Source organism: Bradyrhizobium sp. 25ACV, from assembly GCF_054863005.1.
The window spans coordinates 136,213-161,124 of the sequence record NZ_JAVAYO010000018.1 but is presented as its reverse complement, the minus strand read 5'-3'; the positions used below and the strand labels follow the sequence as shown (position 1 = coordinate 161,124).

Sequence of the window (24,912 nt, the reverse complement as noted above, 5' to 3'; positions counted from 1 at the left end):
ATCTGACTCTCCGGGGGTTCGAGTGTGGAAACCCAAACCTACCGGAAAGGCCACGCTCACCACCCCATGGAATCTACTGGACCTCAGTCTGTGGCCTTAGTCAGACCAACTCGCATATCCTTCGCCACAAAGACCGATATGCCATCCGCAAGCACGCGGCCGTCGGCAATGCCGAGCACCAGCTTGCCGCGGCGGACCATCCGCATGGCGACTTCGTAGCGCACGCGTCGCGTCTCCGGCGTGACCACTCCGGTGACCTCCACTTCGCCGACGCCGATGGCGCGGCCCTTGCCTGGTGAGCCCGACCAGCCGAGCCAGTAGCCGACCATCTGCCACATCGCATCCAGGCCCAGGCTTCCCGGCATCATCGCATCACCTCGATAGTGACAATCGAAGAACCAGTGGTCCGGCACGATATCCAGCTCGCCGACGATATGGCCCTTGCCGAACGCGCCGCCGTCCAGGCTGATTTCCGTGATGCGGTCCATCATCAGCATCGGCGGCGCCGGCAATTGCGCATTGCCGGGTCCGAAATAGCCGCCTTCGCTCGATCTCAGTAGTTCGTCCCGGGTGTAGGACGGTTGCGGCGTGTGAAAATCATGGGGATTGGGCACGACGACAAGTCCTCGATGCTCGCGCTCTGGCGGCGCAGAAGATGTCGGTCGTCAGGTTGGAATGTCAAGCGCAGCCGTTCGGCATGCCGCGATCGCGTCACGCCACCCGGCTGTGGGTTTCGACCGCGTATTCCGGATCGGCTTCGCAGATCACGCGGTTGCGGCCGTTACGCTTGGCGGCGTAGAGGCAGGCATCCGCACGCTCGATCAGCGCGTCGGTGTCGTCGCCCTGCTTGAGCATGGAGACGCCGACGGAGATGGTGACGCGGCCGAGGATCTCGCCGGTGGACTTCTTCTTCAGTTCCTTCGCCATCACTGCGCGGCGGATGTGGTCGGCCACCGTGAGGGCCTGACGCAGCGCGGTGTTGGGCAGCACGACCGCGAATTCCTCGCCGCCATAGCGCGCGGTGATGTCCTGACCCTTGATGGTCTGCTTCAGCGACAGGCCGACGAGTCGCAGCACCTGGTCGCCGGTGAGATGGCCGTAGGAATCGTTGAACGACTTGAAATGATCGATGTCGAACAGCAGCAGCGATAGCGGCTCGCCCGAAGCAAGGGCACTCTGCACCGCCATGTCGATCATGCGGTCGAAATATTTGCGGTTGCCGAGGCCCGTGAGCGGATCGGTCAGGCTCTCGGCGCGGATCGCCTCCAGGCTCTGCTGGAGATTGCTGATCTCGTTCTTCGACAGCGTCAGCCGGTCTTCCAGCGTCTTGTTGGTCTCGCGCATCTCGGTGGTCGAACGGAGCAGCGTCTCGACGATCGCCTTGATCTGCTCGCGGTTCTTGGCCGACGCCAGTTTCTCGGTGGCGCCCGACAGGCTGGCATCGTAGGAGCCGGTCATGCCGAGTGCATCGCTCAAGACCTTCATCACGTCGTCGATCTCGCCGATGACGCGCGCGCCGACCTTGTCGATGCGGTCAGTGGTCTTGATGTGGGAGAGATAGGTCTCGTAGATCTGCTCGAGATCGGCTTCAGTCAGCTTGCCGCTGCGCGCCAGCGTCTCGTTGACGATCTTGTTGAGCGGCGCGTTGTAGCCGGTGGCGTAGACGTACCAAATCTCATAATTGCGGGGAATTGCCGTCTGACGCAGCGATCGGATCTGCCCGAGTGCTACCTCGGCGAACGCCATCGTGCGTTCGTGTTCATCGAGAACCTTGACCACGGAACATACCCCACAGCGGTCGATGCGCCGTCGACCGCAGCAATGCTTAAATTATGTTCGTAGGCTAACGGACGATCGTGAATACCCCGTAAATATACGTTCACGAATGCATCTAAAAAATTGTGCGGCGGCTTTGCTCAACCGAAACCTGGGGCGCTTCGCGCCTCAGGCTCCGGCGGGGGAGGAGCGAACCGGCCGCAGCAGAAACGCCGGCAGATGCGAATGATCGCCCGGCTCGCTGTCGGCCTCGCGCTGGCGGCGGGGCTCGGGACGGCCGATCGACGGCACGTGCGAATTATTGGCCTGCTGGCGCGCGTCGTGACGCGGCTCGGCCCTGCGCTTGTCGTCGGAACGATGCCTTGCTTCAGCGGGCTGTCTTGCCTCCGAAGAACTCTTTGCTTCGGAAGAATGCCTTGCTTCAGAAGATTGTCTTGCCTCGGAAGCATGTCTTGCCTCGCCACGGGGCTCGCGCGGCTCGTGGCTGCGCTCACGATCACGGCCGCGCTGCGGCTTGCCGCGTCCGCCGCGTGAACGTTCGCGGCCACGCGACTCGCGCGGACGCTCGGTCCCATCGGAGGCTTCGGTGTGGATTTCAAAGTCGCCTTCGGCGCGCGGAATGCTCTGGCCGATCAGCTTCTCGATGGCCACCATCGACTTCTGGTCGAGCGGCGTCACGATCGAGATCGCGGTGCCGGTGCGACCGGCGCGGCCGGTGCGGCCGACGCGGTGGACGTAGTCATCGGGATGATGGGGGACGTCGAAATTGAAGACGTGGCTGACCTCGGGAATGTCGAGGCCGCGGGCGGCGACGTCCGAGGCGACGAGAAGCGGTAGCTCGCCCTTGCGGAACTGTTCGAGCGCCGCCATGCGGGCCGGCTGGTCCATGTCACCGTGCAGTGCGCCAACGCTGAAACCATGCTTCTGGAGCGATTTGTGAACGATGGCGACTTCGCGCTTGCGATTGCAGAAGATGATCGCGTTCTTGAGATCCTTGGCTTCGCGCAGCAGGCGGCGAAGCAGCTCGCGCTTCTCATGCGCCTCGCGTCCCGCGGGCACCTGCGACTGCGTGACGGTCACGGCAGTGGTGGCAGGCTTGGACACTTCGACCTTCTGCGGATTGTGCAGGAAGGCTTCGGTGATGCGCCGGATTTCCGGCGGCATGGTCGCGGTGAAGAACAAGGTCTGTCGCGTGAACGGGACGAGCTTGCAGACGCGTTCGATGTCGGGGATGAAGCCCATGTCCAGCATGCGATCGGCTTCGTCGATGACGAGCAGCTCGACCCCGGTGAGGAGCAGACCGCCGCGCTCGGTGTGGTCGAGCAAGCGGCCGGGGGTGGCGATCAGCACGTCGACGCCGCGCGTCAGCTTGGCATCCTGGTCGCCGAAGGAAACGCCGCCGATCAGAAGCGCGACGTTGAGTTTCTGGCCGGCGCCGTAGCGGTCGAAGTTCTCCTTGACCTGGGCCGCGAGCTCGCGGGTCGGCTCGAGGATCAGCGTGCGCGGCATGCGCGCCCGGGCCCGGCCCTTTTCGAGGATGGTGAGCATCGGCAGCACGAAGGCCGCGGTCTTGCCGGTGCCGGTCTGGGCGATGCCGAGCACGTCCTTGCGTGCGAGGACGTGGGGGATCGCCTGTTCCTGAATGGGGGTGGGGGTGGTGTAACCGGTGGCCGCCACTGCGGCGAGGACTTTTTCGGACAGTCCGAGATCTGAAAAGGACATTGAGCCTCTGGTCGAAACCGCCGTTCGGAATCGAGGGTAATAAGGCTGTCGCGTTCCACCCCGAAACGGCGCGCTCTCAAAGAAGCTGGGGGTGCTGACTCACGCGGACAAAGCGCCAGGCTCAGGAATCGGTCTTCGATCTGAGCCGCGTCGCCCCGGAACATAGGCGGGAATCGGCCAAAGTCAATGGAGCGGGCGCGGGAAGGTCCTAAAAAACCTGAGGTTTTTACCAAATAGCGGGTGTGACTGGGGTTTTTCCGCCCAGCCCCGCGCTCCGGCCGGAGCCGCCAAAACGGCGGCTAACGCCTATCCGAGCCCTGCGCCCGGAAGTCACCCGGGGCCATGCCATAGGCGGCATTGAAGACCCGGTAGTAGGTTGCCAGGCTCTCGAAGCCGCAGGAGGTCGCGATGTCGGCGATCAGCCGCTCCGGTGCCTCACGCATCAGGCGGCGGCTCTGTTTCAGGCGTTCGTCCGTTACGGTCTGCGAGAAGCTCTTCTCCGCGGTCTCGAACAGCATGTGCAGATGGCGCACCGACACGCCGAGCTCGTCGGCCACCATCGTCGGCGCCAGATCCGGATTTTGCAGGTGGCCCGCGATCAGGCGCCGGGCCTGCGAGAGGCGGGCGGTCCGTAGCGCGGCCTGTCCGCGCCGGCTGCCCGGCCTGACGATGCCGCGCTCGATCAGCGCCAGATGGGCCAAAGCCTGGACGAGGGAGGTCGCATCGCCGGCGCCCTGATCCGTAGAGGCGTCGCCGAGCTCGGCAAAGCAGGCCCCGAGCAGGGGCGCCAGGGTGGGATCGCCAAACGTCCGGGGCGCAAGCTCGCGCATGCGTTTGTCCTGCGCCGGAATGCTGCTGACTGGAATCTTCAGGATCCGCAGGTGGAAGCCCCCGGCGCCGAGCGGCGCGGTGCGGTAGGGCAGATCGGTATGGCTGGTGGCGAAACTGCCCGGGGCGATCGCGAAGTCGTTTCCGCGCATGCCGCCGAACCAGCCGCCGCTGCCGAGCTGCTGGTAGACGCAGATGCTGTCGCCGGGTGCGTAGGCGATGTCGGAGCTGCTGCGCTCGACCGTATATTGCGAGGCCTTCAGCTCGACGAGGCCCGCGCCGCCAAGCTGGCGCAGCGAGAATTCGCCGAAAAAGTCCGCGCGCCGTTCGCGCTCGAGTTCGGCGGTAACGCCGAACAATCCCTTGGAGCGCACCTCGCGCCAATAATCGAAGCGATCGTGCGGCTCGACTTCGTCGGTACACCAGCGATACACGGCAGCCCCCTCGCTTCGAGCGCGTTTGCCTGATGCCAAAGAAAAAGCAGATTCCAGCGCAATCTGCCATAGGCAGATCGTGGAACCGGGGCCCGTGCCCTTGAACCCTCGTTACCTCTGGGCCGACTATCACACAGCGGCAGGGGGCAAATGAACTGCTGTTCGAGGGAAGCGGCTTGGCGCCGTTCTGCAACGGGAATTTTGCGATGACGCGTCGGCTTTTCGGAATTCTGGCGGCTCTTGGCCTGGCGGCGGGCCTGAGCGGCTTCGTAGCTCCCGCCTATGCCGAGAAGCGCGTCGCGCTCGTCGTCGGCAACAACGACTACAGGAACGTTCCGAAGCTGCTCAAGGCGGTCAACGACGCCCGCACCATGGGCGATACGCTGAAGCAACTCGGCTTCTCGGTGATGGTCGCCGAGAACCAGAGCCGGCAGCAATTCTCCGAGACCCTGCTCGCCTTCGACAAGACGATCGAGCCCGGCGACACCGCGTTCTTCTTCTACGCCGGCCACGGTTTCGAGATCGCGGGCCAGAACTACCTGCTGCCGACGGACGTGCCGGCGGCGACCGAAGGGCAGGAAGAGCTGGTGCGTGACGCCTCGATCCTGGCCGACCGCATCGTCGAGCGCCTCCAGAACAAGAAGGCGCGGACCTCGATCCTCGTGTTCGACGCGTGCCGCAACAACCCGTTCGAGCGCAAGGGCACCCGCGCAGTTGCCGGTGGCGGCGGGCTTGCCCCGATGGTGCAGCTGCCCGAAGGCGTGTTCTCGGTGTTTTCGGCAGGTCCCCGCCAGACCGCGCTCGACCGCCTCTCCAACGACGACGCCAATCCCAATTCGGTGTTCACGCGCACCTTCGCCAGGGAACTGCTTCAGCCCGGCGAGAACCTCGTGCAGGTAGCGCAGCGCACCCGCCGTGCCGTCAGCGAGATGGCCGATACCGTCAAGCACAGGCAGGTGCCGGTCTATTTCGACCAGATGGTCGACGACGTCTTCCTCAGCGGCATGGCGAAGGATGCCGTCGCGCGGCCGGCTGATCCGCCACCGCAGAAGCTCGCGGCGCTACCGCCCGTGTCCGTGCCGCAACTGCCGAAGGAGGAGACCCTCAACGCGCCGATCGCGAGCTTCTCGCGGCACAATGGCGGCTGGAGCGTGGTGTTCTCGTTCGCCGACCCGACGCTCGGCATTTCCTGGCGCATGGCCGGCAAGGGCGATTTCCGCGAGACCGGTTTCATCGACACGCTCGATCCGCGCACGCGCAAGCGGATGCCGAACCCGTCGATCGAGTTGCCGCCGGATGCTGCGGCCGGCACCATCGAGGTCCGCTATGTCGATCAATCCGGCGACATGCAGGGGCCGTTCCCGATCCGGTTCGATCCTGAGGCCGCGCTGATCCGCGACCAGCGCAAGATCCTCGACATGACGTCGACGAGTTGGCTGTCGTTCCGCGAATTCAACGGGCTGCTGGTCTACTACACGCACCTCGTGTCCTATCGCTGCGCCATCCGCGAGGTGCGCATCGGCATCGACACTGCCGTGCCCAACCAGGTGCTGAAGATGCCTGCTTGCGACATGCGCGACCCCAGCGCGATCACCGCCGGCATGCCGCTCTACATGAAGCTTGCGCCCGCCACGCAGTCCGTCTCGGTGGAGCTGACTTATCGCGACGGCAGCGTCTCGGAGATCAAGAGTTTCCGCAGCGCGAACCGCGGCAATAATTGAGGCCGTGTTCATCGCGTGGGGCGTGACGGGATGGACGAACTTAAATCGGACAAGCCAACGGTGGAAATGTTAGAGCCGGGGATGTCAAAATTCATCATCGTCGTGCTGCTCACGACGCTTCCGGCTCTGGCGCAAACTGCTCCAATCCCCACGCAGCCACTGACCGACCGGGAACGCGTCCAAGCGGACCGTGCGAAGGCCGCCGAGGATGAAAAGGTGGCTCCGATGACGCGTCCCTGGGATCGTGATTCCGATGGCAAGCGCCCATGGGAACGGAAGTCGAAGCCCTGAGGTGGCGGACGTCCGTTCGCCGCAGGCGACGGAACAACTCCTTGGTCACCTGGATTGTCTGTCAAATCAGGGAGACGATTCATGATCCGCAAGTCCATCCTCATAGCCTTCGCATGCGCTGCGCTTTCAACGACCGCTTTTGCCCAGGGAGGCGGGGGTGCTGGCGGAGGCGGCGGTGGTGCGGCTGGCGGTGCCAGTGCCGGGGCCGCGGCCGGGACGGGCACCGGCGGCGCGGGGTCTGCAGCCAGCTCAGGTGCCGGAATGGGCACCTCATCCAGCAGCGCCAATTCGGGGCCGTCGGCTCCTTCGGGAATGGGCATTCGTGGCACCACCACCGGGGCCAACGTCAACACCAACACCGGCCTGAACAATCCGAACGTTCAGTCCCCGACTGCAAACGGCACCTCGCCAGCGGCCGCGCAAGCTGGACGGAACGCTGGTGTCGGTCATGCGCCGAACGGGTTGCCGATCGGCAGTCCGGGCACCGGGACCAGCAATGAGGATCAGAAATAGTCTAGATCCCGTGCAGGAGAGCCCGCCGCAGTGCGGGCCTTTCCGTTGCCGCGCAAGTGGCGACCGGCTGCCGTGACGCACGCGGCTGATGGTAGACGCGGCTCCTCGCCGCGAGCAACGCTAGGCCCTCGGCTCGCTCTCTTCCGCATCGCAGCTTCAGCGCGTGTCCTGATAACAACAGGCGCGCAGCTTCCCGGGATCGGAAGAGCCGGCGTGATCTGAACGGCCGGCGTTGGAGATCGCGCATCAAAATTCAAGCGCCGTTCGACCGGAATCGGCGTTACATTGCCCGCCATATCTTGATCGCTACTCGAATCGCGGATCGTGGTTGCAATGACATCCGACCAACAACCGAACCGGACGAAAAAGGTCCGTTGCTGCATTGTCGGCGGCGGGCCGGCCGGCATGATGCTCGGCTATCTCCTGGGGCGCGCCGGCATCGAGGTCGTGGTGCTGGAGAAGCATGCGGATTTCTTCCGCGATTTCCGCGGCGACACCGTGCATCCCTCGACGCTCGAGGTCATGGACGAGCTCGGTCTGATCGACGGCTTCCTGAAGCTGCCGCATCAACGCCTGCAGAAGATGGACGGCCTGTTCGGCGGCACACCGGTGCGCATCGCCGATCTCAGCCGGCTCCACACCAAATACCCCTTCATCGCCTTCATGCCGCAATGGGATTTTTTGAATTTCCTGCGCGAGGCCGGCCGGCGCTTTGCCTCGCTCGAGGTGATGATGAGCACGGAGGCGGTCGATCTGATCCGCCGCGGCGAGACTATCGCCGGGGTGCGGGCGAAAACGCCTGACGGCATCATCGACATCGAAGCCGATCTCACCATCGCCTGCGACGGCCGGCATTCGACGGTGCGCGAGCGCGCCGGCCTCGTCGTCGAGGAGATCGGCGCGCCGATGGACGTGCTGTGGTTTCGCGCCGGCCGCAAGGCCGACGAGACGGAAAGCGTGTTCGCGCGCGTCGAGCCCGGCAAGATGATGATCACCTTCGATCGCGGCGACTATTGGCAGTGCGCCTATGTCATCGCCAAGGGACAGCACGAAGCGGTGAAGGCGAGGGGACTGCAGGCGCTGCTCGACGACGTCGTGCGCATGGCCCCGATCCTTAAGGCAGGCATCGCCGACGTGAAGAGCTTTGACGACGTCAAGCTGCTGACCGTCGCGATCAACCGCATGGCGCGCTGGACGCGGCCGGGTCTGCTTTGCATCGGCGATGCCGCGCATGCGATGTCTCCGGTCGGCGGCGTCGGCGTCAATCTCGCCGTGCAGGATGCAGTCGCAACCGCCAATCTGCTGGCGGACAAGATGCAGCACGGCTGCCCGTCCGAGAGCGATCTCGATGCCGTGCGCCGTCGCCGCGAGTTCCCGGTGAAGATGACGCAGCGCATGCAGGTGATCGTGCAGAACAAGATCATCAGCGGCGCCTTGCAGGGCAGTGACCGGCCGCTCAAGGTGCCGCTGATCGTGCGCCTCATCACCGCGCTGCCATGGCTGCAGGGCATCCCTGCGCGCCTGCTTGCGCTCGGCGTGCGGCCCGAGCACGTGCACTCGAAAGCTGCGCCGACGGCGTAGCGCGGGAATTCGGTAGGGATAATGTTGCGTTAAACCGCGTGTGCAGCGTTGCGAGGGTGCAACAGCGCCGACGGATTTGCGGACCAGCGCGTGCCCATCCGCCACGTTAACTCTGTTGATTCGAATTTTAGTAACACCCGTCTGTGACCGTGCGTCCATCAAAGGACACGGGGTTGTACCATGCGTAACAAATTGATTGCCGCCTTCGCCTGCACGACCGCTCTGGTTTCGACGGGCGCGGCCTCCGCCGCCGATCTCGGCGCGCGCTACACGAAGGCGCCAGCCTATGTGGAGCCCCTGTTCAACTGGACCGGTTTCTATGTCGGCGGCCACATCGGCGGCGCATGGACCAACCAGCAGTTCATCAACAACGGGACCGGTGCGCCGTTCGGCGATCTCGTCCCGGGCGAGGGCTATCGTCAGCGTAGCGCGGGCATCATGGGCGGCGCCCAGATCGGTTACAACTGGCAAGCCAACAACTACGTGTTCGGCATGGAAGGCACGATCTCCGGCCTCGACAACAAGGGCTCGTTCACCAACACCGCGTTCGGTGCGGGCGACGACGTGTTCTCCTGGCGCACCAACGTGCTCGCGACCGTGGTCGGCCGCGCCGGCTTCGCCGTGCAGAACAACCTCTTGTACGTCAAGGGCGGCTATGCCGGCGCGAACAACCGTCTGTCGGTCAGCGACACCGTCGGTGTGTCGGGCTCCGGCGGCCAAACCCACTGGGCCAACGGCTGGACTGTCGGTGCCGGCTGGGAATACGGCGTAACCCGCAACTGGATCGTCGGCCTCGAATACAACTACGCTGCCTTCGGCAGCCAGACCTATCAGCTCGGCGGCACGTCGGGGAATTACACCTTCGACGCCAAGCCGCGCGACATCCAATGGGCCGTCGTGCGCGCGAGCTACAAGTTCGACGCACCTGCCATTGCCCGTTACTGAGCACGTCGACGACGCAACGCGACCAACGATCAAAAAAGCAATGCCTAAATTCAAAAAGCCCCGGACTTGTCCGGGGCTTCTTTTTTGCGTTGTTGGATGGCCGGAAGGAAGGCCCGGCCTCAGGCCATCACCGAGAAGCCGCCATCGACGGGGATCGCGGTGCCCGTGACGAAGTTCGACGCGGGCGATGCCAGGAACACGGCGATGCCGGCGAAGTCGTCGATGTCGCCCCAGCGCCCCGCAGGCGTGCGCGCCAGCACCCGCTCGTGCAATCCCGACACCTGTTGCCGCGCGCCGCGGGTGAGGTCGGTATCGATCCAGCCCGGCAGGATCGCATTGACCTGGATGTTGTCGGGCGCCCAGGCATTGGCGCAGGCACGCGTGTACTGCACGATGCCGCCCTTGCTTGCCGCGTAGGCGGTGGCGAAGCTCGCACCGAAGATCGACATCATCGAGCCGATGTTGATCACCTTGCCGTTGCCTGACGCCTTCAAGGCCGGATATGCGAGCTTCGAGCACAGGAAGGCGCTGGTGAGGTTGGTGTCGATCACCTTGTTCCACTCGTCGAGCTCGAGCTCGTGCGGCGGCTTGCGGATGCTCATGCCGGCATTGTTGACGAGGATGTCGATGCGGCCGAGATCCTTCACCACACGCGCGATCATGGCTTCGATCGCGGCTTTGTCGGTGACATCGGTCGCAACCGCAATCGCCTTGACGCCGCGCTGCCTGAGATCTTCGACCGCTGCTTTGGACTTGGCCTCGTTGCGTCCGACCACGGCGATGTCGGCGCCGGCATCGGCAAGGCCGCGCGCCATGCCGAGCCCGATGCCGCCATTGCCTCCTGTTACGACCGCGACCTTGCCGCGGAGCTCGAACCGGCTGGATGTCATGCTTGTATTCCCTGGTTTCTTTTATTGGTTGCTCTGCCAGATCAGCACCAGCCCGAAGCCGGCCATGGCGGCGCCATAGCCGGCCCAATGCAGCTGGTTGACCATGAAGCTCGATCGCGGCCAGGGCACCGTACCCGTGCCCTGTCCGATCCAGAGCAGCCCGACGGCGAGGGCAAACAGGCCTGCTACAAGCAGAAATCTGCGCATGCATTCCTCCCCGTCGGTCCGCTTCCGTCGCGACCCGCGGCATCGATCGCCACGGTCAGGAAAGCTTGGCACCAGACTAGCCGTAGCTTCAGTTCAGATACAATGGCCGCCGATGCAGGGCCGCAGGAGGACGCATGTCCGTGGCAGGAACGCTTCCAGCCGCCGCGATCGTGGCCGCGCCGGTTGCGGACCGAGCTGCCATTCCGCACCAGGCGGATCTGCTGCAGGCTAGCGCGCGACGGACTCCCTCGACGAAAAAGCCCCGGACGATGCCGGGGCTTTTGAAGCGCGGTACGAGGACCGATCAGTACTTCGCGACCAGCGGACTGCCCCAGTTGAAGCGGTAGACCAGTTCGCTGCGCACGGTGTGGACATATTTGTGCGAGTCGATCGACGCGCCCGTCGCCGCATTCGTCGCGGTGAAGAGCAGCGGGTTGGTCTTGGTGTCCAGGTCCGAAAACCGGTATTCGGTCTTCCAGAACAAGCCGGGCAGGAAGTTCAGCGCATATTCGTCGCCGGCACCGATGAAATAGCCGTTGTAATTGCGAGACCCGAAATAGAAGCCGGCGGGCGCGCCGATCGGAGCCAGCGCAGACAGCAAATTCACGCGGTCGAAATGAGCTTCAGTGTAGCCGGCCGAGAAGTAGGTCAGCAGATTCGGGGTCACCAGAACGCCGATCCGGCCGCCGACCGACCATTGCGAGCTCAGTTTCTCGGAGCCGTACGTCGCGAGTGTGAAGTTGGGGCTCCCCTTGATGCTGGCGAAATCGTAGTCGCCGAAGGCGCCCACGACCCAGTTCCATGAACCCAGCGCGAACTGATAGTCGCAACCGCCGCCCACCGTGCCAAAGTAACCACGACCGCCACCGGTCGTCGTCGCGCTGAGCTGAGTGCGAGGCGCGGTGGTGTCGTCGTACAGGGTGGTGTCCTGATTCCAGAGGCCGTAACCGCCGCCGCCGCCGACATAACAACCGGTCCAGCTCGGAACGGCGGCAGCTACTGGCGGTGCCTTTGCATAGGGACGGGCGGCCAGATCAGCGGCCGAGGCCGTTCCGCTCATTGCGGCGATCGCCGTCAGAGCCATCAACAATGTCTTCATTGCAAACCTCCCAACTTGGCTCGCCGGGCGGGCGGCGAGTGCCCCGATTCCGTCCATCTAATGTCCGGATGGTAGCTGGTTCGCGCTCCAATGCTGTTGTGAGTTGGTCACATCCTCCAGTAGAACGCACTGCATAAAGCGACGCTCTTGGACTCGGCCGTCGATGTGGGCCCGGTTTCATCGGCTCGTTCAAAACCGTTGCCATAACGAAAAAGCCCCGGCGATGCCGGGGCTTTGACGTCTGAACTTGCGTTCGGATCAGTACTTCGCGACGACTGGACCGGTCCAGTTGAAGCGGTAGACCAGCGAGGTCGAGATCGTCTGGTTCCAGCTGTTGGCGCGGATGTCGCGGCCGACCAGCGCGTTGGTACCGTCGAAGAGCTCGTTCGAGGTCTTGGCGTTGTAGAAGGCCGAACGATACTCGGTCTTCATGAACCAGCCGGGCGAAGAGACGCCGAAGATGTTCAGGCTGTTCTCGACACCGCCGCCGACGAACCAGCCGTTGCGGTTGTAGCTGTTGAGGTGGATGCCGGCGGGGGTGCCGCCCAGCGTGGTGAAGTTGGTCTGGCCGAAGTGGGCGCCCGAGTAACCGCCGTTGACGTAGGAGAGAACGTTCGGGGCGACCAGCCAGCCGAGGCGCACGCCCGCGGCCCAGGAGGTCTCCAGCTTCTGGTTGCCGGTGATGCCGACGATCGGATCCTGGATGGTGGCGCGGATGCTGCCGAACTGGCCGTCAGCGAACACACCGGCGACCCAGGTGCCGCTGAACTGCCAGTCGTAACCGGCGCCGACGGTGCCGAACCAACCGGAGCCGCCCTGACGCTGATCGATCGTCAGCGGAACCGCACCAACGGTGGTCTGGACGTGCTGGTCGGCATTGGAGAGGCCGCCGCCGCCGCCGCCGAAGACGTAGAAACCGGTCCAGTTGGCGACGGGCGCCGGCATCGGGGCCTTCACGTAGGGACGGGCACCGAGATCGGCCGCCGAGGCCGAACCGGTCATCGCGGCAACCGCGGTCAGAGCGAGCAAAACCTTCTTCATGATAAAAATCCCCAACCTTGGTCTGTGTAGCAGCGCGAGCGCACTGAAGTTCGTGTCATCTGATGTCCGGACTATAGACGTTTCCTGCCGGAATGCTGTTGCCGGGCAGGCACAGTCGCCGGAAAACGCCGATACGCGGGCATTCCGGTCGCGGCTGTCGAGATCTGGAATAATCACATAAATTCAAAGCCTTACTGAGATTTTTGGAATTCAACCTCGGGTAAGGTTTCGTTAGCAAATCCCGCCTTGTCCGAAATGGAAGCAATCGTGCCTCCGCCTGAGCGCCGTGAGTCGTTGGCCGAGTCGCAACGACGGTGCCGGGAATCGCTCAAAGCCATACGGACCCCAGCGACGTCATCGCCCCCGCAAAGCAAAAGAGCCCCGGCTTTTCGCCGGGGCTCTCGGTGAAGCGCTACAGCGCCGAGGACTTAAACGTCCAGCAGCTCTTCGCTGGCAAACTCGGCCTTGTCCGAGATGAAGGCGAAGCGCGCCTCGGCCTTGGTGCCCATCAGCCGTTCCACCGAATCCGCCGTGGTGTCGCGATCGTCGGCGAGCAGCACCACCTTGAGCAGCGTGCGCTTGCTCGGATCCATGGTGGTCTCCTTAAGCTGCGCCGGCATCATCTCGCCGAGGCCTTTGAAGCGGTTCACCTCGACCTTGGCGTTGGCGTTGAACGTGCTCTTGATCAGCTCTTCCTTGTGCTTGTCGTCGCGCGCGTAGACCGACTTCGTGCCGTGCGTGAGCTTGTAGAGCGGCGGCACTGCGAGGAAGAGGTGCCCTTCGTCGATGAGCCGCGGCATCTGCCGGTAGAAGAAGGTGATCAGCAGCGAAGCGATGTGTGCGCCGTCGACGTCGGCGTCGGTCATGATGATGATGCGCTGATAGCGCAGATCCTCTTCGCGGTATTGCAGGAGCTGGCCGCAGCCGATCGCCTGCACGAGGTCGGAGAGCTGGGCATTGGCCGTCAGCTTGTCCTTGCCGGCGGAGGCGACGTTGAGGATCTTGCCGCGCAGCGGCAGCACGGCCTGGGTCTTGCGGTCGCGCGCCTGCTTGGCGCTGCCGCCGGCCGAGTCGCCTTCGACGATGAAGAGTTCTGAGCCTTCGGTGCCGGCATCGGTGCAGTCGGCGAGCTTGCCGGGCAAGCGCAGCTTCTTGCCGGCGGTTTTCCGCGCGGTCTCTTTCTCCTGCCGCCGCCGCAGCCGCTCCTCGGCGCGGTCGATCACGAAATCGAGCAGCCTGTTGGCCATGTTCGGATTGCCCGACAGCCAGTGATCGAACGGATCCTTCATCGCCTGCTCGACGATGCGCTGCGCTTCCGCGGTGGCGAGACGATCCTTGGTCTGGCCCTGGAATTCGGGCTCGCGCACGAACACCGAAAGCATCACGGCGGCACCGACCATCACGTCTTCCGACGTAATGGACGAGGCGCGCTTGCCCTGGCCGACGCGCTCGGCGTGATCCTTCAGGCCGCGCAGCAGCGCGCTGCGCAGGCCGGATTCGTGCGTGCCGCCATCGGGTGTCGGGACGGTGTTGGTATAGGAAGAGAGGAAGCCGTCGGCATCCGCGGTCCAGGCCACCGCCCATTCGCAGGCGCCATGCGCGCCATTGCGGCCGGACTTGCCGGAGAAGATATCCGGGTGGACCAGCGTGTCGGCGTGAATTGCTGCCGCCAGATAATCCTTGAGGCCGCCGGGGAAGTGGAACGTCGCCTCCGCCGGGACGTCCTCGACGCCCTTGAGCAGTTCGGGCGCGCAATTCCAGCGGATCTCGACGCCGCCGAACAGATACGCCTTCGAGCGCGTCATCTTGAACAGGCGCTGCGGCTTGAACGCAGCCTTGGCGCCGAAGATGTCGGTATCGGGCTTGAAGCGGACGCGCGTGCCGCGGCGGTTGTTGATCTTGCCGAGATCCTCGAGCTTGCCCTTGGGGTGCCCGCGCTCGAACGTCATGCGGTAGAGCTTCTGGCTGCGCGCGACCTCGACCTCGAGCAACGAGGAGAGGGCGTTCACCACGGAGATGCCGACGCCGTGCAGACCGCCCGAGGTCTCGTAGACCTTGCTGTCGAACTTGCCGCCCGAATGCAGCGTGCACATGATGACTTCGAGCGCCGATTTCTTCGGGAATTTTGGATGCGGATCGATCGGGATGCCGCGGCCGTTGTCGGTGACGGTCAGGAAGCCGTCCGCGGAGAGCTCGACGCCGATGAAGGTCGCGTGTCCCGCCAGCGCCTCGTCCATCGAGTTGTCGATGACTTCGGCGAACAGATGATGCAGCGCCTTCTCGTCGGTGCCGCCGATATACATGCCGGGCCGGCGCCGCACCGGTTCCAGGCCTTCGAGCACCTCGATGTCGGCCGCGGTGTAGTCGGCTTCGCCGCCGGTTCCGCGCGATGCCGCCTTGGCAGGCGCGCGAGGCTTCGGCTCATCGCCGCCGAAAAAGTCGTCTTTTGCTTTGGGTTTCAACTGCTTGGACATATATCTTGATACGCTGTGAGGGCCGCATGAGCGGCGAATCGGTTAGGCCGACTATGCCACTTCTGCCTTGGAAAGGTTACCGCGGGGCGGGCCGGTCGGTTTGGTTGGGAGCCAATCCCGGCGATTTTACGCCGCAGGCCCTGCAATTCCCGGCAATTTGACCGGACCGTCCGCGCCGAGCGAGTTTTGTGACTTGATGTCACACAAGCCCTTGGCTTACCAGTCTTTTTCATCGAGCAGCACCTTGAGACGGGGCGGGAAGGCTTTTTTTAGATGGAGCAGATTGCGCACGCCCTGGCCGATTTCGTGCGCGTTCACCAGGTCTGGGCGGCTCCGATCGTGTTCCTGCTCGCCTTCGGGGAATCGCTGGCCTTCATCTCGCTGCTGATCCCGGCCTGGGGCGCGCTGGTCGCGATCGGCGCGCTGATCGGGGCGAGCGGCATCAGCTTCTTCCCGGTCTGGATCGCCGGCGGATTGGGTGCGGCGCTGGGCGACTGGGTCTCGTACTGGTTCGGCTACCGCTACAAGGAGAAGGTCGCGCAGATGTGGCCGCTCTCGCGCTATCCGGAACTCCTGCCCAGAGGCGAGGCTTTCGTGCGCAGCTGGGGCATCCCCAGCATCTTCATCGGCCGCTTCTTCGGACCCTTGCGCGCCTCGGTGCCGCTGGCGGCCGGCATCTTCGAGATGCCTTATTGGAGCTTCCAGGCCGCCAATTTCGTCTCGGCCCTGATCTGGTCGGCGGTGCTCCTGCTGTTCGGCGACGTGCTCGCCAAGATCATGGAATGGATCTGGCGGGTGATCTGACGCCGAAACCTTGACGGAAACCTGATCTGGCTTTATAGCCGCGCGCCATGATCAACGCCGCGACCATCCTGTTCGCCCGTCGCCGCCGCCGCTCTTTAGCGGTTTGGGCGGTCGATCGCGTTTGAGATCATCGTCTTTGCCGCTGGATCCGATCCGCGGCATTCTCTCTCCTGTCAGCGCGATCTGATCCGGCGGCCCCCCAAGGAGGCCCAGCAGGAGACCACGATGTACACGCCACCCTTTTTCAAGCAGGACCGCGTCGCAAGCCTGAAGTTCGCCGAAGAGCGCGGCTTCGGCACCATGTGCGCCTTTGACGGCAAGAAACCGGTCGCTTCCCCGCTGCCGTTCTATCTGACCTATGCGGCCGACGGCACGCCGCAGGCGGCCCTTCATGTCGCCCGTCACAATCCGCTGCTAAAGCTCGCGGACGGCGCGGTGTCCTGGCTGCTCGCGGTCAATGGCCCCGATGCCTATGTATCGCCGGATTGGTACGTCTCGCCGGACCAGGTGCCGACCTGGCTCTACCAGTCGGTGCATCTGAGCGGGCCGGTGCGGATGTTGTCTGACGACGAGCTGACGGTGCAGATCGCCACGCTCAGCGACAAGTTCGAGAACTGGCTGCTGCCGAAGAAGCCGTGGACATCGGACAAGATGACGGCCGGACGGCTGGAAGCGATGAAGAAGGGGATCGTGGGTCTGGTGATGACGGTTGAGGAGGTCGAAGGCAGCTTCAAGCTCAACCAGCACAAATCGGACGCCGACTATGCGGCGATCGCGAATGCGCTCAGCGTCGGCGATGCCGACGCCAAGCAGATCTCACATTTGATGCGGCAGGCAAGGCCGCAGGTTTTTGCAGACGACACGAACATGCTCGAAGGGAGCGCACCATGAGCCTCGCTGACATCAAACAGGCCCCGAAGGGCGCTGCCACCAAACCCGCGACCGTCTTCGTCGACGGCGGCTCCGGCACCACCGGGCTCGGCATCAACGAGCGGCTGAAGCTCCAGAACGACGTCGTCGTGAAGACGATCGCCGACGACAAGCGCAAGGACCCCGCGGCCAAGAAGACGCTGATGGAGGAGGTGGATCTCGTCATCCTCTGCCTGCCCGACGATGCCGCCAAGGAAACGGTTGCGCTGGTCGACAGCATGGGCGCTGCTGGCCCGAAGGTGCTGGACGCCTCGACCGCGTACCGGGTCGCGCCTGACTGGGCCTATGGCTTTCCGGAGCTGACGCCAGATCAGGCCGGCAAGATCAAGGCCGCCAAGAAGGTCTCCAATCCCGGCTGCTATCCGACCGGCGCGATCGCGCTGCTGCGGCCGATCGTCGATGCCGGCCTGTTGCCGCAGGATTACCCCGTCGCGGTCAACGCGGTGAGCGGCTATTCCGGCGGCGGCAAGTCGATGATCGCGAGCTTTGAGGACGGCAGCGCGCCATCCTTCGAGCTCTACGGCCTCGGCTTCGAGCACAAGCATCTGCCGGAGATGCAGCTCTATTCAAACCTGACGCGGCGGCCGATCTTCATTCCCTCGGTCGGCAACTACCGGCAGGGCATGCTGGTCTCGGTGCCGCTGCAGCTCGACACGCTGCCCGGCAAGCCCGGCGGTGCCGATCTGCAGGCTGCGCTCGCCAAGCGCTACGCCGGCTCGAAATACGTCAAGGTGATGCCGCTGCAGAACGAAGCGTCAAAGGGCGGCCGGATCGAGCCGGAGGCGCTCAACGAGACCAACATGCTCGAGCTCTACGTCTTCGCCAGCGACAAATATCACCAGGCGGTGCTGGTCGCTCGGCTCGACAATCTCGGCAAGGGTGCATCCGGCGCGGCCGTGCAGAACATGCGGCTGATGCTGGGATTGCCGGAGGAGTAGGGCAGTCTCGTGCCCCGGACGCAGCGCAGCGCCACTTGGCGGTGCGCTGCTGAGCCGGGCCCATTCTTGCCAGGCTCGCGGCCTTTGGCTGCGTCCTACGTGAATATCCATTCGAGCAAAGCGTTCTGCGCGTGCAGAAGATAGGCTTTTGCAGCCGGGCTCTGGCAAGCGGGGTGCGGCATCGCATCGGCACTGACCTCCTGGCCTCGCGTGACCGGCGGGCAGGGCAGGAAAATGACGTCGGGTCGGCATCTGTCGAGCATCGATGCCGATACCTGATATTCGAGGAGTTGATGCGCGCCTGCGCCATCAGGCCAGCAATCCGTGACGATTACGTCCGCATCGAACAAGGCGTCCAGGCTGGTGCTGGCGGTGAAGTTCGGGGCCGCGATGTCCTTGATGTGCCAATCTTCCGGATAGATCTGGGTCACCCGGAGCGGCAGCGCGATGGAGGCTTCGACCCACGATCTCAGGATGTTCGCGTCCGGAGCCAAGCCGACGACTTTCAGTCCATCCAGGCTGACCCTCAGGCTCCTGACATAGGCGAGATCGCCGAGCGTTTCGCAGGGGTGGTTCGATCGTGTTCTCGCATTGACGACCGGCGCATGGGCGTGGAACGCGAGCTCTCGCAGAGCCGACAGCTCCCTGGTGCGCACCACCAGAACGTCGAACCAGTTGTCGAGATATTCGGCAAGATCGGCCGTCGCCTCGCTCGTGTTGAATCTGACCTGCGCGTCGACGCAGATTCCGCCCATAGCCTTTACGCCTAGCGCGAAGGCAGCGGTATTCCTCCATCCGCCATCGTCAACGATGAGCGCGACGCGCCTGCCGGCAAGGCTCTGCGGCATGGCGCGGTCGGCCCATGCCGCCGCGAGCACCTGCGCGCGGTCGACGATGGACCGGATCGTGTCGGCCTCGAGGTCGTGGAACTCTACGAAATCCCGCCCGGATTCGCTAAGCATTGCCGGGCGCCGAAGGCATGCGTTCAAACCACCTTGAAGATCGCCAGCGCCAGCACGGCCTGGGCGAGGAAGCCGACGGTGAAGGCCAGCGTGCGGAACACGGGAATGCCGATCGCGTAGACGATGAGATGCGCGACGCGGGACCAGAAATAGACGGCGCAGGCGAGCACGGTCCATTTTGTGGAATAGTCGATGGCGTTGAGGATCAGTACCAGCGGCGCAAAGAGCACGAGGTTCTCGACCGCATTGTCATGCGCGAACATCAGGCGGTTCGCCCATTCCGACTGCGGCTTGTCGCCGCGCGAGGGGTTGGCCAACGCGCCACTGAGGCCGCGGACCTGGCACCGGTTGATGGTGTAGGGGATCCAGAGGATCCCGGTCAGGATCACAGTCAGTGTCAGCCAGAACAATTCGCGCGTCATGGTTCGATCCCCTCTGTCGTCGCTGCGTTGAGCGCGAGTCTATACAAAAGCGCGGAAGATTCCGCTATGCGCGGACCCTGACATAGCTGCCGGGCGCGTCCTCGATCGGGGGCAGGGCGTCGCTGCCGACGCTGCGCGCCGGGACTTGCTCCGGATCGAGCTCGCCCAGCCATTGGCGCCAGTCCGGCCACCACGAGCCCTTGTGCTCCACGGCGTCCTTCATCCATTGCGCGACGTTGACGTCCTTGATGTTGTCGTTGGTCCAGTACTGGTACTTGTTCGAGGCGGGCGGATTGACGACGCCGGCGATGTGGCCCGAGCCCGACAGCACGTATTTCACCGGACCGCCGAAGAACTGTGAGCCGTACAGCACCGATTCAGCGGGCGCGATGTGGTCCTCGCGGGTAGCGAGGTTGTAGACGGGAACCTTGACCTTGGAGAGATCGAGCAGCGTGTTGTCGAGCACCAACGTGCCGGTGGAGAGCCGGTTCTCCAGATAGCAATTGCGCAAGTAATAGGAATGGTTCGACGCGGTCATGCGCGTCGCGTCCGAATTCCAATGCAAGAGGTCGAACGCGCTCGGCTGCTGCCCCTTCAGATAGTTGCTAACGACGTAGGACCAGATCAGATCGTTGGAGCGCAGCATGTTGAAGGCCATCGCCATCTTCGAGCCTTCGAGCACGCCGGCCGCCTTCATGTCCTGCTCGAGCGCCGTGATCTGCTCCTCGTCGACGAACACCAGGAGATCGCCCGCATGGGTGAAGTCGACCTGGGCCGCGAAGAACGTCGCCGAGCTCACGCGCTGGCGGCGCTTTTCGGCGAGCCAGGCCAGCGTGGTCGCGAGCATGGTGCCGCCGACGCAATAGCCGGCGGTGTGCACCTTCATCTCGCCCGTGACCCTCTCGATCACGTCCATCGCCGTGAGCGGACCTTCCTTCATGTAGTCTTCCCAGCTCTTGTTGCCGAGCCGCTTGTCGGGATTGACCCATGAGATCACGAACACGGTGATGCCCTGGTCGACGCACCACTTGATGTAGGATTTCTCCGGCTTGAGATCGAGGATGTAGAACTTGTTGATCCAGGGCGGCACGATCAGGAGCGGGGTGCGCAGCACCGTCTCCGTGGTCGGCGAATACTGGATCAGCTGCATCATCTCGTTCTGGTAGATCACCTTGCCCGGCGTCGTCGCCATGTTGACGCCGACGACGAGGTTGTCCGGATTGGACTGGCGGATCTTCAGCATGCCCTTGCCGGCCGCGATGTCCTCGGCCAGCATCTTCAGGCCGCGGGCGAGGTTCTCGCCGCTGCTGGTCACGGTCTCGCGCAGCACCTCGGGGTTGGTCAGCACGAAGTTGGACGGCGAGAGCGCGTTGGTGACCTGCTGGACGTAGAACTCCGCCTTGCGCCGGGTCTGGGGATCGAGCCCCTCGGCATCACGCACCAGCTCTTGAGCCCATTTGGTCGTGAGCAGATAGAGCTGCATCACGAAATCGAAGAACTGGTTCGACTTCCATTCCGGGTCGGCAAAACGCTTGTCGCGCGGCGAGGGCGCGATCGCGGGCGGCGCGTCCTGGCCGGCCATGCGGCGCACCGCCGAGCCCCAGAGGTCGAGATAGTCCTTGGCGAGCTTGGTCTGCAGATCGGAGGAGCGGGACGTATCCGACAGCCAATATTCGGCGACCGAGGTGAAGGTCCTGACGACCTCGGTAAGCTCGGGCGGCGGGCGATCCTGAACCTCGCCGCTCTCGCGCGGCTTGAGGTAAGCGGCCAGCGCCTTGCCGCCGCTCTCCATCGCCCGCGCGACATTCATCGCGAAGGCTTCCGCATCGAACTTCGTCTCGGGTTTGGGCGTATCGGTCGTGGCCATACTCATGAGCAGAACAGTAACGATTCATTCCGTATTCGTCACCGCGAAGCTCGCATGTTTGACGTTAAACACTCTCGAAGATGTGTTGCACTGCGACAAATCTTCTTGGTTCCGTCACATTCGGGCCGCACCGCTCGGCTTGGTGGGCATTGGCTGTTTTCTCGCTCGCACCATTTGGGCAGCAATGGTTTGAGCTTGGGCGCGGTCTTGGGTAAGGTTGCCCGGGGCCGTGCTTTGGGACGAGTAGGGGATTTCCCAAGTGTTGGCGTTGTGGGACCTGCAAAAGACGCTGCCGATCCGCGGCGCGCTGCTGATCGCGGCGCTTGCCGTCGGCGGCTGCTCGAGTCAGCTCGCGGATATGACGCCCACGGACGCGCAGGCGCATCCCAGGGAGCCCGGCACCTATCTGCCGGTGCACGACCTGCCGCCGGATCGCGATCAAGCGGTCATCCCGCCGGAGCAGCGTGCCAAGATCGAGGCTGAGCTCGCCGCCGCGCGCGATCGCCAGGCCGTCGCCGGCAAGGATGCGAAATGAGCCGCTCCAAGGTAATCGCTGGCGCCTCCGCCTTGCCGTGCTAAAAGATCACGGTTCAGCCGAGAGTCAGGGCGAACGACTTTAATCTTCGTCGTCGATGATTGCTCTAAGCATTTGATTTTGAGTAGTTTTCACGACGGGAATGGACGCCTTTCCGATTCGCCGTCCCGGCCTGTCGATTCTGTCCTGACCGGTTGCCCCGGAGCCCAGAGAGCCATGGAAGAATTTTACCGCATCCGCCGCCTTCCGCCTTACGTGTTCGAGCAGGTCAATCGGGCCAAGGCGGCCGCGCGGAATGCCGGCGCCGACATCATCGACCTCGGCATGGGCAACCCGGATCTGCCGGCCCCGGCGCATGTGCTGGAAAAGCTGAAGGAGACGCTGGGCAAGCCGCGCACCGACCGCTATTCGGCCTCCCGCGGGATCAACGGCCTGCGCAAGGCCCAGGCTGCTTACTACGCCCGCCGCTTCGGCGTGAAGCTCAATCCGGACACCCAGGTCGTGGCAACGTTAGGCTCCAAGGAGGGCTTCGCCAACGTGGCGCAGGCAATCACGGCGCCCGGCGACGTCATCCTCTGCCCGAACCCGAGCTACCCGATTCACGCTTTCGGCTTCCTGATGGCCGGCGGCGTGATCCGCTCGGTGCCCTCGGAGCCGACGCCGCAATTCTTCGAGGCGGCCGAGCGTGCGATCATCCATTCGATCCCCAAGCCGCTCGCGCTCGTCGTCTGCTATCCCTCGAACCCGACCGCCTATGTGGCGAGCCTCGATTTCTACAAGGACCTCGTCGCCTTCGCGAAGAAGCACGAGATCCTGATCCTGTCCGATCTCGCTTATGCCGAGGTCTATTTCGACGAGAACAATCCGCCGCCCTCGGTGCTCCAGGTGCCCGGCGCGATGGACGTCACCGTCGAATTCACCTCGATGTCGAAGACTTACTCGATGGCCGGCTGGCGCATGGGCTTTGCCGTCGGCAATGAGCGCGTGATCGCGGCGCTCGCCCGCGTCAAATCCTATCTCGATTACGGTGCCTTCACGCCGGTGCAGGTTGCGGCCACCGCAGCGCTGAACGGTCCGGACGATTGCATCAAGGAGATGCGCGACACCTACCGCAAGCGCCGCGATGCGCTGGTGGAATCGTTCGGCCGCGCCGGCTGGGAGATCCCACCGCCGGAGGCCTCGATGTTTGCCTGGGTGCCGCTGCCCGAAGCCTTCCGCAGCGTCGGCAGCATGCAATTCGCGACCTTGATGGTGGAGAAATCCGGCGTTGCGGTCTCGCCCGGCGTCGGCTTCGGCGAGCATGGTGAAGGATATGTCCGCATCGCCATGGTGGAAAACGAGCAACGGATCAGGCAGGCCGCGCGCGGCGTGCGACGCTTCCTTGAAAGCGGCATCGAAACGTTGCACAACGTCGTTCCGCTCGCCAATCGGCGTTAAGTTCTCTTCGGCAGGTTTTCTAAGTCATCATGGTTGCACCCCTGAAAGTGGGCATAGCGGGGCTCGGCACCGTGGGCGCCGAAGTTGTCCGTCTGATTGAAACGCAGGCCCGCGTGCTCGCAGGCCGCAGCGGCCGCGGCATCCGCGTCGTCGCCGTCACCGCGCGCACGAAGGCGAAGAAGCGCGGCATCGACCTGCGCGGCGTCGAATGGGTCAAAGATCCCATGGCACTGGCCACGCATCCCGGCATCGATTGCTTCGTCGAGCTGATGGGCGGCGCCGGCGATCCCGCACTGTCGGCCGTCGAGGCCGCGCTCAGCGCCGGCAAGTCGGTCGTCACCGCCAACAAGGCGCTGCTCGCGAAGCACGGTTTGAAACTGGCGAAAGGCGCTGAAAAGCACGGCGGTGCGCTGAATTACGAGGCAGCGGTCGGCGCCGCGATCCCCGTCATCAAGACGTTGCGCGAGGGACTTGCCGGAACCGGCGTCAACCGCGTCTACGGCATCCTCAACGGCACCTGCAATTACATCCTGACCCGGATGGAGCAGGAGGGGCTGTCCTTCGCCGAATGCCTCGCGGATGCGCAGCGGCTCGGTTATGCCGAAGCCAACCCGTCCTTCGACGTCGACGGCCATGACACCGCGCAAAAACTCGCCATTCTCGCCAGCCTCGCTTTCGGCACGAAAGTTGCTCAAAGCGCGGTGTATGTCGAAGGCATCTCCTCCATCGCGCCGGAAGATCTGCGCGCGGCGGCCGATCTCGGCTACCGCGTCAAGCTGCTCGGCGTTGCGGTGCGCACCGCCAAGGGCATCGAGCAGCGCGTGCATCCGACCATGGTTCCGAAATCCTCCTCGATCGCGCAGGTGATGGGCGTCACCAATGCGGTCACAATCGACGGCGAGGGCATTCCGCCGATCACGCTGGTCGGCCCCGGCGCCGGCGGTGCCGCGACGGCATCCGCCGTCGTCGCCGATATCGCCGACGTCGCGCGCGGAATCCGCGCCAATCCGTTCGGCCGGCCCATTTCTCATTTGCGCGACACCAAGAAGGCGCCGATGGAGCGGCACGAGGGCGGCTATTACATCCGCCTCCTGGCACGCGATTTCCCCGGCACCGCGGCTGCGATCGCGACGCGGCTGGCAGAGCAGAAGATTTCGATCGAGTCGATCGTGCAGCGTCATCCCAATGGCGGCGCTGCGCCAGCCGACGGCAAGGCGGTTCCTGTGCCCGTCATCCTGATCACCTATGCGACGCATGAGGACGCGGTGCGCCGCGCGCTCGCCGCCGTGCAGAAGGACAAGGTGATCAGCGGACGGCCGCAGGTGATCCGGATCGAGAAGAACTGAGCATGTCCCGGATCCGAAGGACCGCGCCAGCACAAAGTGCGAAGCGGTTTTCCGGAAAGGTCATGCTGAAACAATGAGGCGGTTGAACGAACGAACCGTGGGCGTTGAGAGTTGATGCGGGCAGAGACTTCTGTCCAAAACCGTTTCGA

23 protein-coding genes are annotated in these 24,912 nt (G+C 64.1%); 11 read left to right on the top strand and 12 right to left on the bottom strand.

The window, feature by feature from the left end; translation table 11 throughout:
* Positions 1-83 precede the first annotated feature (83 nt).
* The 4 genes from fabA to RAD04_RS32470 form a co-directional block, all read right to left on the bottom strand.
* Positions 84-614 carry a bifunctional 3-hydroxydecanoyl-ACP dehydratase/trans-2-decenoyl-ACP isomerase gene (fabA, locus tag RAD04_RS32485; RefSeq protein ID WP_461627048.1) on the bottom strand — a complete coding sequence of 177 codons (531 nt, stop codon included), beginning with the start codon at positions 612-614 and terminating at the stop codon, positions 84-86.
* Positions 615-711: 97 nt separating this feature from the next.
* On the bottom strand, positions 712-1,779 hold the full coding sequence (locus RAD04_RS32480) for a GGDEF domain-containing protein (RefSeq protein ID WP_461627047.1): 1,068 nt from the start codon (positions 1,777-1,779) through the stop codon (positions 712-714).
* A gap of 165 nt (positions 1,780-1,944) precedes the next feature.
* Positions 1,945-3,498, bottom strand: coding sequence for a DEAD/DEAH box helicase (locus RAD04_RS32475; RefSeq protein ID WP_461627046.1), 1,554 nt, complete (start codon positions 3,496-3,498; stop codon positions 1,945-1,947).
* Positions 3,499-3,797: 299 nt separating this feature from the next.
* Complete coding sequence (locus tag RAD04_RS32470; RefSeq protein ID WP_461627045.1) at positions 3,798-4,760, bottom strand: helix-turn-helix domain-containing protein; 963 nt, start codon at positions 4,758-4,760, stop codon at positions 3,798-3,800.
* A 206-nt stretch (positions 4,761-4,966) separates the two neighbouring features.
* Between RAD04_RS32470 and RAD04_RS32465 the strand changes: the two genes are divergently transcribed.
* The 5 genes from RAD04_RS32465 (at position 4,967) to RAD04_RS32445 (ending at position 9,811) form a co-directional block, all read left to right on the top strand.
* Positions 4,967-6,481, top strand: coding sequence for a caspase family protein (locus tag RAD04_RS32465; RefSeq protein ID WP_461627044.1), 1,515 nt, complete (start codon positions 4,967-4,969; stop codon positions 6,479-6,481).
* Between the two features lie 30 nt (positions 6,482-6,511).
* Entirely contained in the window at positions 6,512-6,772 is a 261-nt protein-coding gene (locus RAD04_RS32460) for a hypothetical protein (RefSeq protein ID WP_461627043.1), read from the top strand.
* An 81-nt stretch (positions 6,773-6,853) separates the two neighbouring features.
* Positions 6,854-7,285, top strand: coding sequence for a hypothetical protein (locus RAD04_RS32455; RefSeq protein WP_461627042.1), 432 nt, complete (start codon positions 6,854-6,856; stop codon positions 7,283-7,285).
* A 333-nt stretch (positions 7,286-7,618) separates the two neighbouring features.
* Positions 7,619-8,866: an FAD-dependent oxidoreductase gene (locus RAD04_RS32450; protein ID WP_461627041.1), complete on the top strand. Its 1,248-nt coding sequence runs from the start codon at positions 7,619-7,621 to the stop codon at positions 8,864-8,866.
* A gap of 180 nt (positions 8,867-9,046) precedes the next feature.
* A complete protein-coding gene (locus RAD04_RS32445) occupies positions 9,047-9,811 on the top strand; it encodes an outer membrane protein (RefSeq protein ID WP_461627040.1) in 765 nt (254 codons plus the stop codon).
* 119 nt (positions 9,812-9,930) lie between these two features.
* Here the strand turns inward: RAD04_RS32445 and RAD04_RS32440 are convergent, their stop codons facing one another.
* The 5 genes from RAD04_RS32440 to parE all read right to left on the bottom strand — a co-directional run bounded on the left by RAD04_RS32440 (position 9,931) and on the right by parE (position 15,522).
* A complete protein-coding gene (locus RAD04_RS32440) occupies positions 9,931-10,701 on the bottom strand; it encodes an SDR family NAD(P)-dependent oxidoreductase (RefSeq protein ID WP_461627039.1) in 771 nt (256 codons plus the stop codon).
* A gap of 21 nt (positions 10,702-10,722) precedes the next feature.
* Positions 10,723-10,908, bottom strand: a complete 186-nt coding sequence (locus RAD04_RS32435; RefSeq protein WP_028144810.1) for a hypothetical protein — start codon at positions 10,906-10,908, stop codon at positions 10,723-10,725.
* A 304-nt stretch (positions 10,909-11,212) separates the two neighbouring features.
* Positions 11,213-12,007 (bottom strand): outer membrane protein, encoded by a 795-nt coding sequence (locus RAD04_RS32430; RefSeq protein ID WP_461627038.1) that lies wholly within the window; start codon positions 12,005-12,007, stop codon positions 11,213-11,215.
* A gap of 258 nt (positions 12,008-12,265) precedes the next feature.
* Positions 12,266-13,048, bottom strand: a complete 783-nt coding sequence (locus tag RAD04_RS32425; protein WP_018323049.1) for an outer membrane protein — start codon at positions 13,046-13,048, stop codon at positions 12,266-12,268.
* A 428-nt stretch (positions 13,049-13,476) separates the two neighbouring features.
* Complete coding sequence (gene parE / locus RAD04_RS32420; protein ID WP_091956837.1) at positions 13,477-15,522, bottom strand: DNA topoisomerase IV subunit B; 2,046 nt, start codon at positions 15,520-15,522, stop codon at positions 13,477-13,479.
* 273 nt (positions 15,523-15,795) lie between these two features.
* Here parE and RAD04_RS32415 point away from each other — a divergent pair, with 273 nt between their 5' ends.
* From RAD04_RS32415 to argC, 3 genes are all read left to right on the top strand, one after another.
* Complete coding sequence (locus RAD04_RS32415; protein ID WP_461627037.1) at positions 15,796-16,326, top strand: DedA family protein; 531 nt, start codon at positions 15,796-15,798, stop codon at positions 16,324-16,326.
* Positions 16,327-16,551: 225 nt separating this feature from the next.
* Entirely contained in the window at positions 16,552-17,217 is a 666-nt protein-coding gene (locus RAD04_RS32410; RefSeq protein WP_461627036.1) for an FMN-binding negative transcriptional regulator, read from the top strand.
* A complete protein-coding gene (argC, locus tag RAD04_RS32405; RefSeq protein ID WP_461627035.1) occupies positions 17,214-18,194 on the top strand; it encodes an N-acetyl-gamma-glutamyl-phosphate reductase in 981 nt (326 codons plus the stop codon). The genes RAD04_RS32410 and argC overlap by 4 nt, the downstream gene beginning before the upstream one ends.
* A 95-nt stretch (positions 18,195-18,289) precedes the next feature.
* On the opposite strand, the gene RAD04_RS32400 is transcribed toward argC, so the two are convergent.
* The 3 genes from RAD04_RS32400 to RAD04_RS32390 form a co-directional block, all read right to left on the bottom strand.
* On the bottom strand, positions 18,290-19,156 hold the full coding sequence (locus RAD04_RS32400) for an ornithine carbamoyltransferase (RefSeq protein WP_461627034.1): 867 nt from the start codon (positions 19,154-19,156) through the stop codon (positions 18,290-18,292).
* A gap of 23 nt (positions 19,157-19,179) precedes the next feature.
* Positions 19,180-19,578: an MAPEG family protein gene (locus RAD04_RS32395; RefSeq protein ID WP_091956833.1), complete on the bottom strand. Its 399-nt coding sequence runs from the start codon at positions 19,576-19,578 to the stop codon at positions 19,180-19,182.
* 64 nt (positions 19,579-19,642) lie between these two features.
* Positions 19,643-21,451 carry a PHA/PHB synthase family protein gene (locus tag RAD04_RS32390; RefSeq protein ID WP_461627033.1) on the bottom strand — a complete coding sequence of 603 codons (1,809 nt, stop codon included), beginning with the start codon at positions 21,449-21,451 and terminating at the stop codon, positions 19,643-19,645.
* Positions 21,452-21,704: 253 nt separating this feature from the next.
* Here RAD04_RS32390 and RAD04_RS32385 point away from each other — a divergent pair, with 253 nt between their 5' ends.
* The 3 genes from RAD04_RS32385 (at position 21,705) to RAD04_RS32375 (ending at position 24,763) form a co-directional block, all read left to right on the top strand.
* On the top strand, positions 21,705-21,980 hold the full coding sequence (locus tag RAD04_RS32385; protein ID WP_049815128.1) for a hypothetical protein: 276 nt from the start codon (positions 21,705-21,707) through the stop codon (positions 21,978-21,980).
* Positions 21,981-22,196: 216 nt separating this feature from the next.
* Positions 22,197-23,417 carry an LL-diaminopimelate aminotransferase gene (locus tag RAD04_RS32380; protein ID WP_063194328.1) on the top strand — a complete coding sequence of 407 codons (1,221 nt, stop codon included), beginning with the start codon at positions 22,197-22,199 and terminating at the stop codon, positions 23,415-23,417.
* 29 nt (positions 23,418-23,446) lie between these two features.
* Positions 23,447-24,763, top strand: coding sequence for a homoserine dehydrogenase (locus RAD04_RS32375; RefSeq protein WP_461627032.1), 1,317 nt, complete (start codon positions 23,447-23,449; stop codon positions 24,761-24,763).
* The last annotated feature ends 149 nt before the right edge of the window (positions 24,764-24,912 follow it).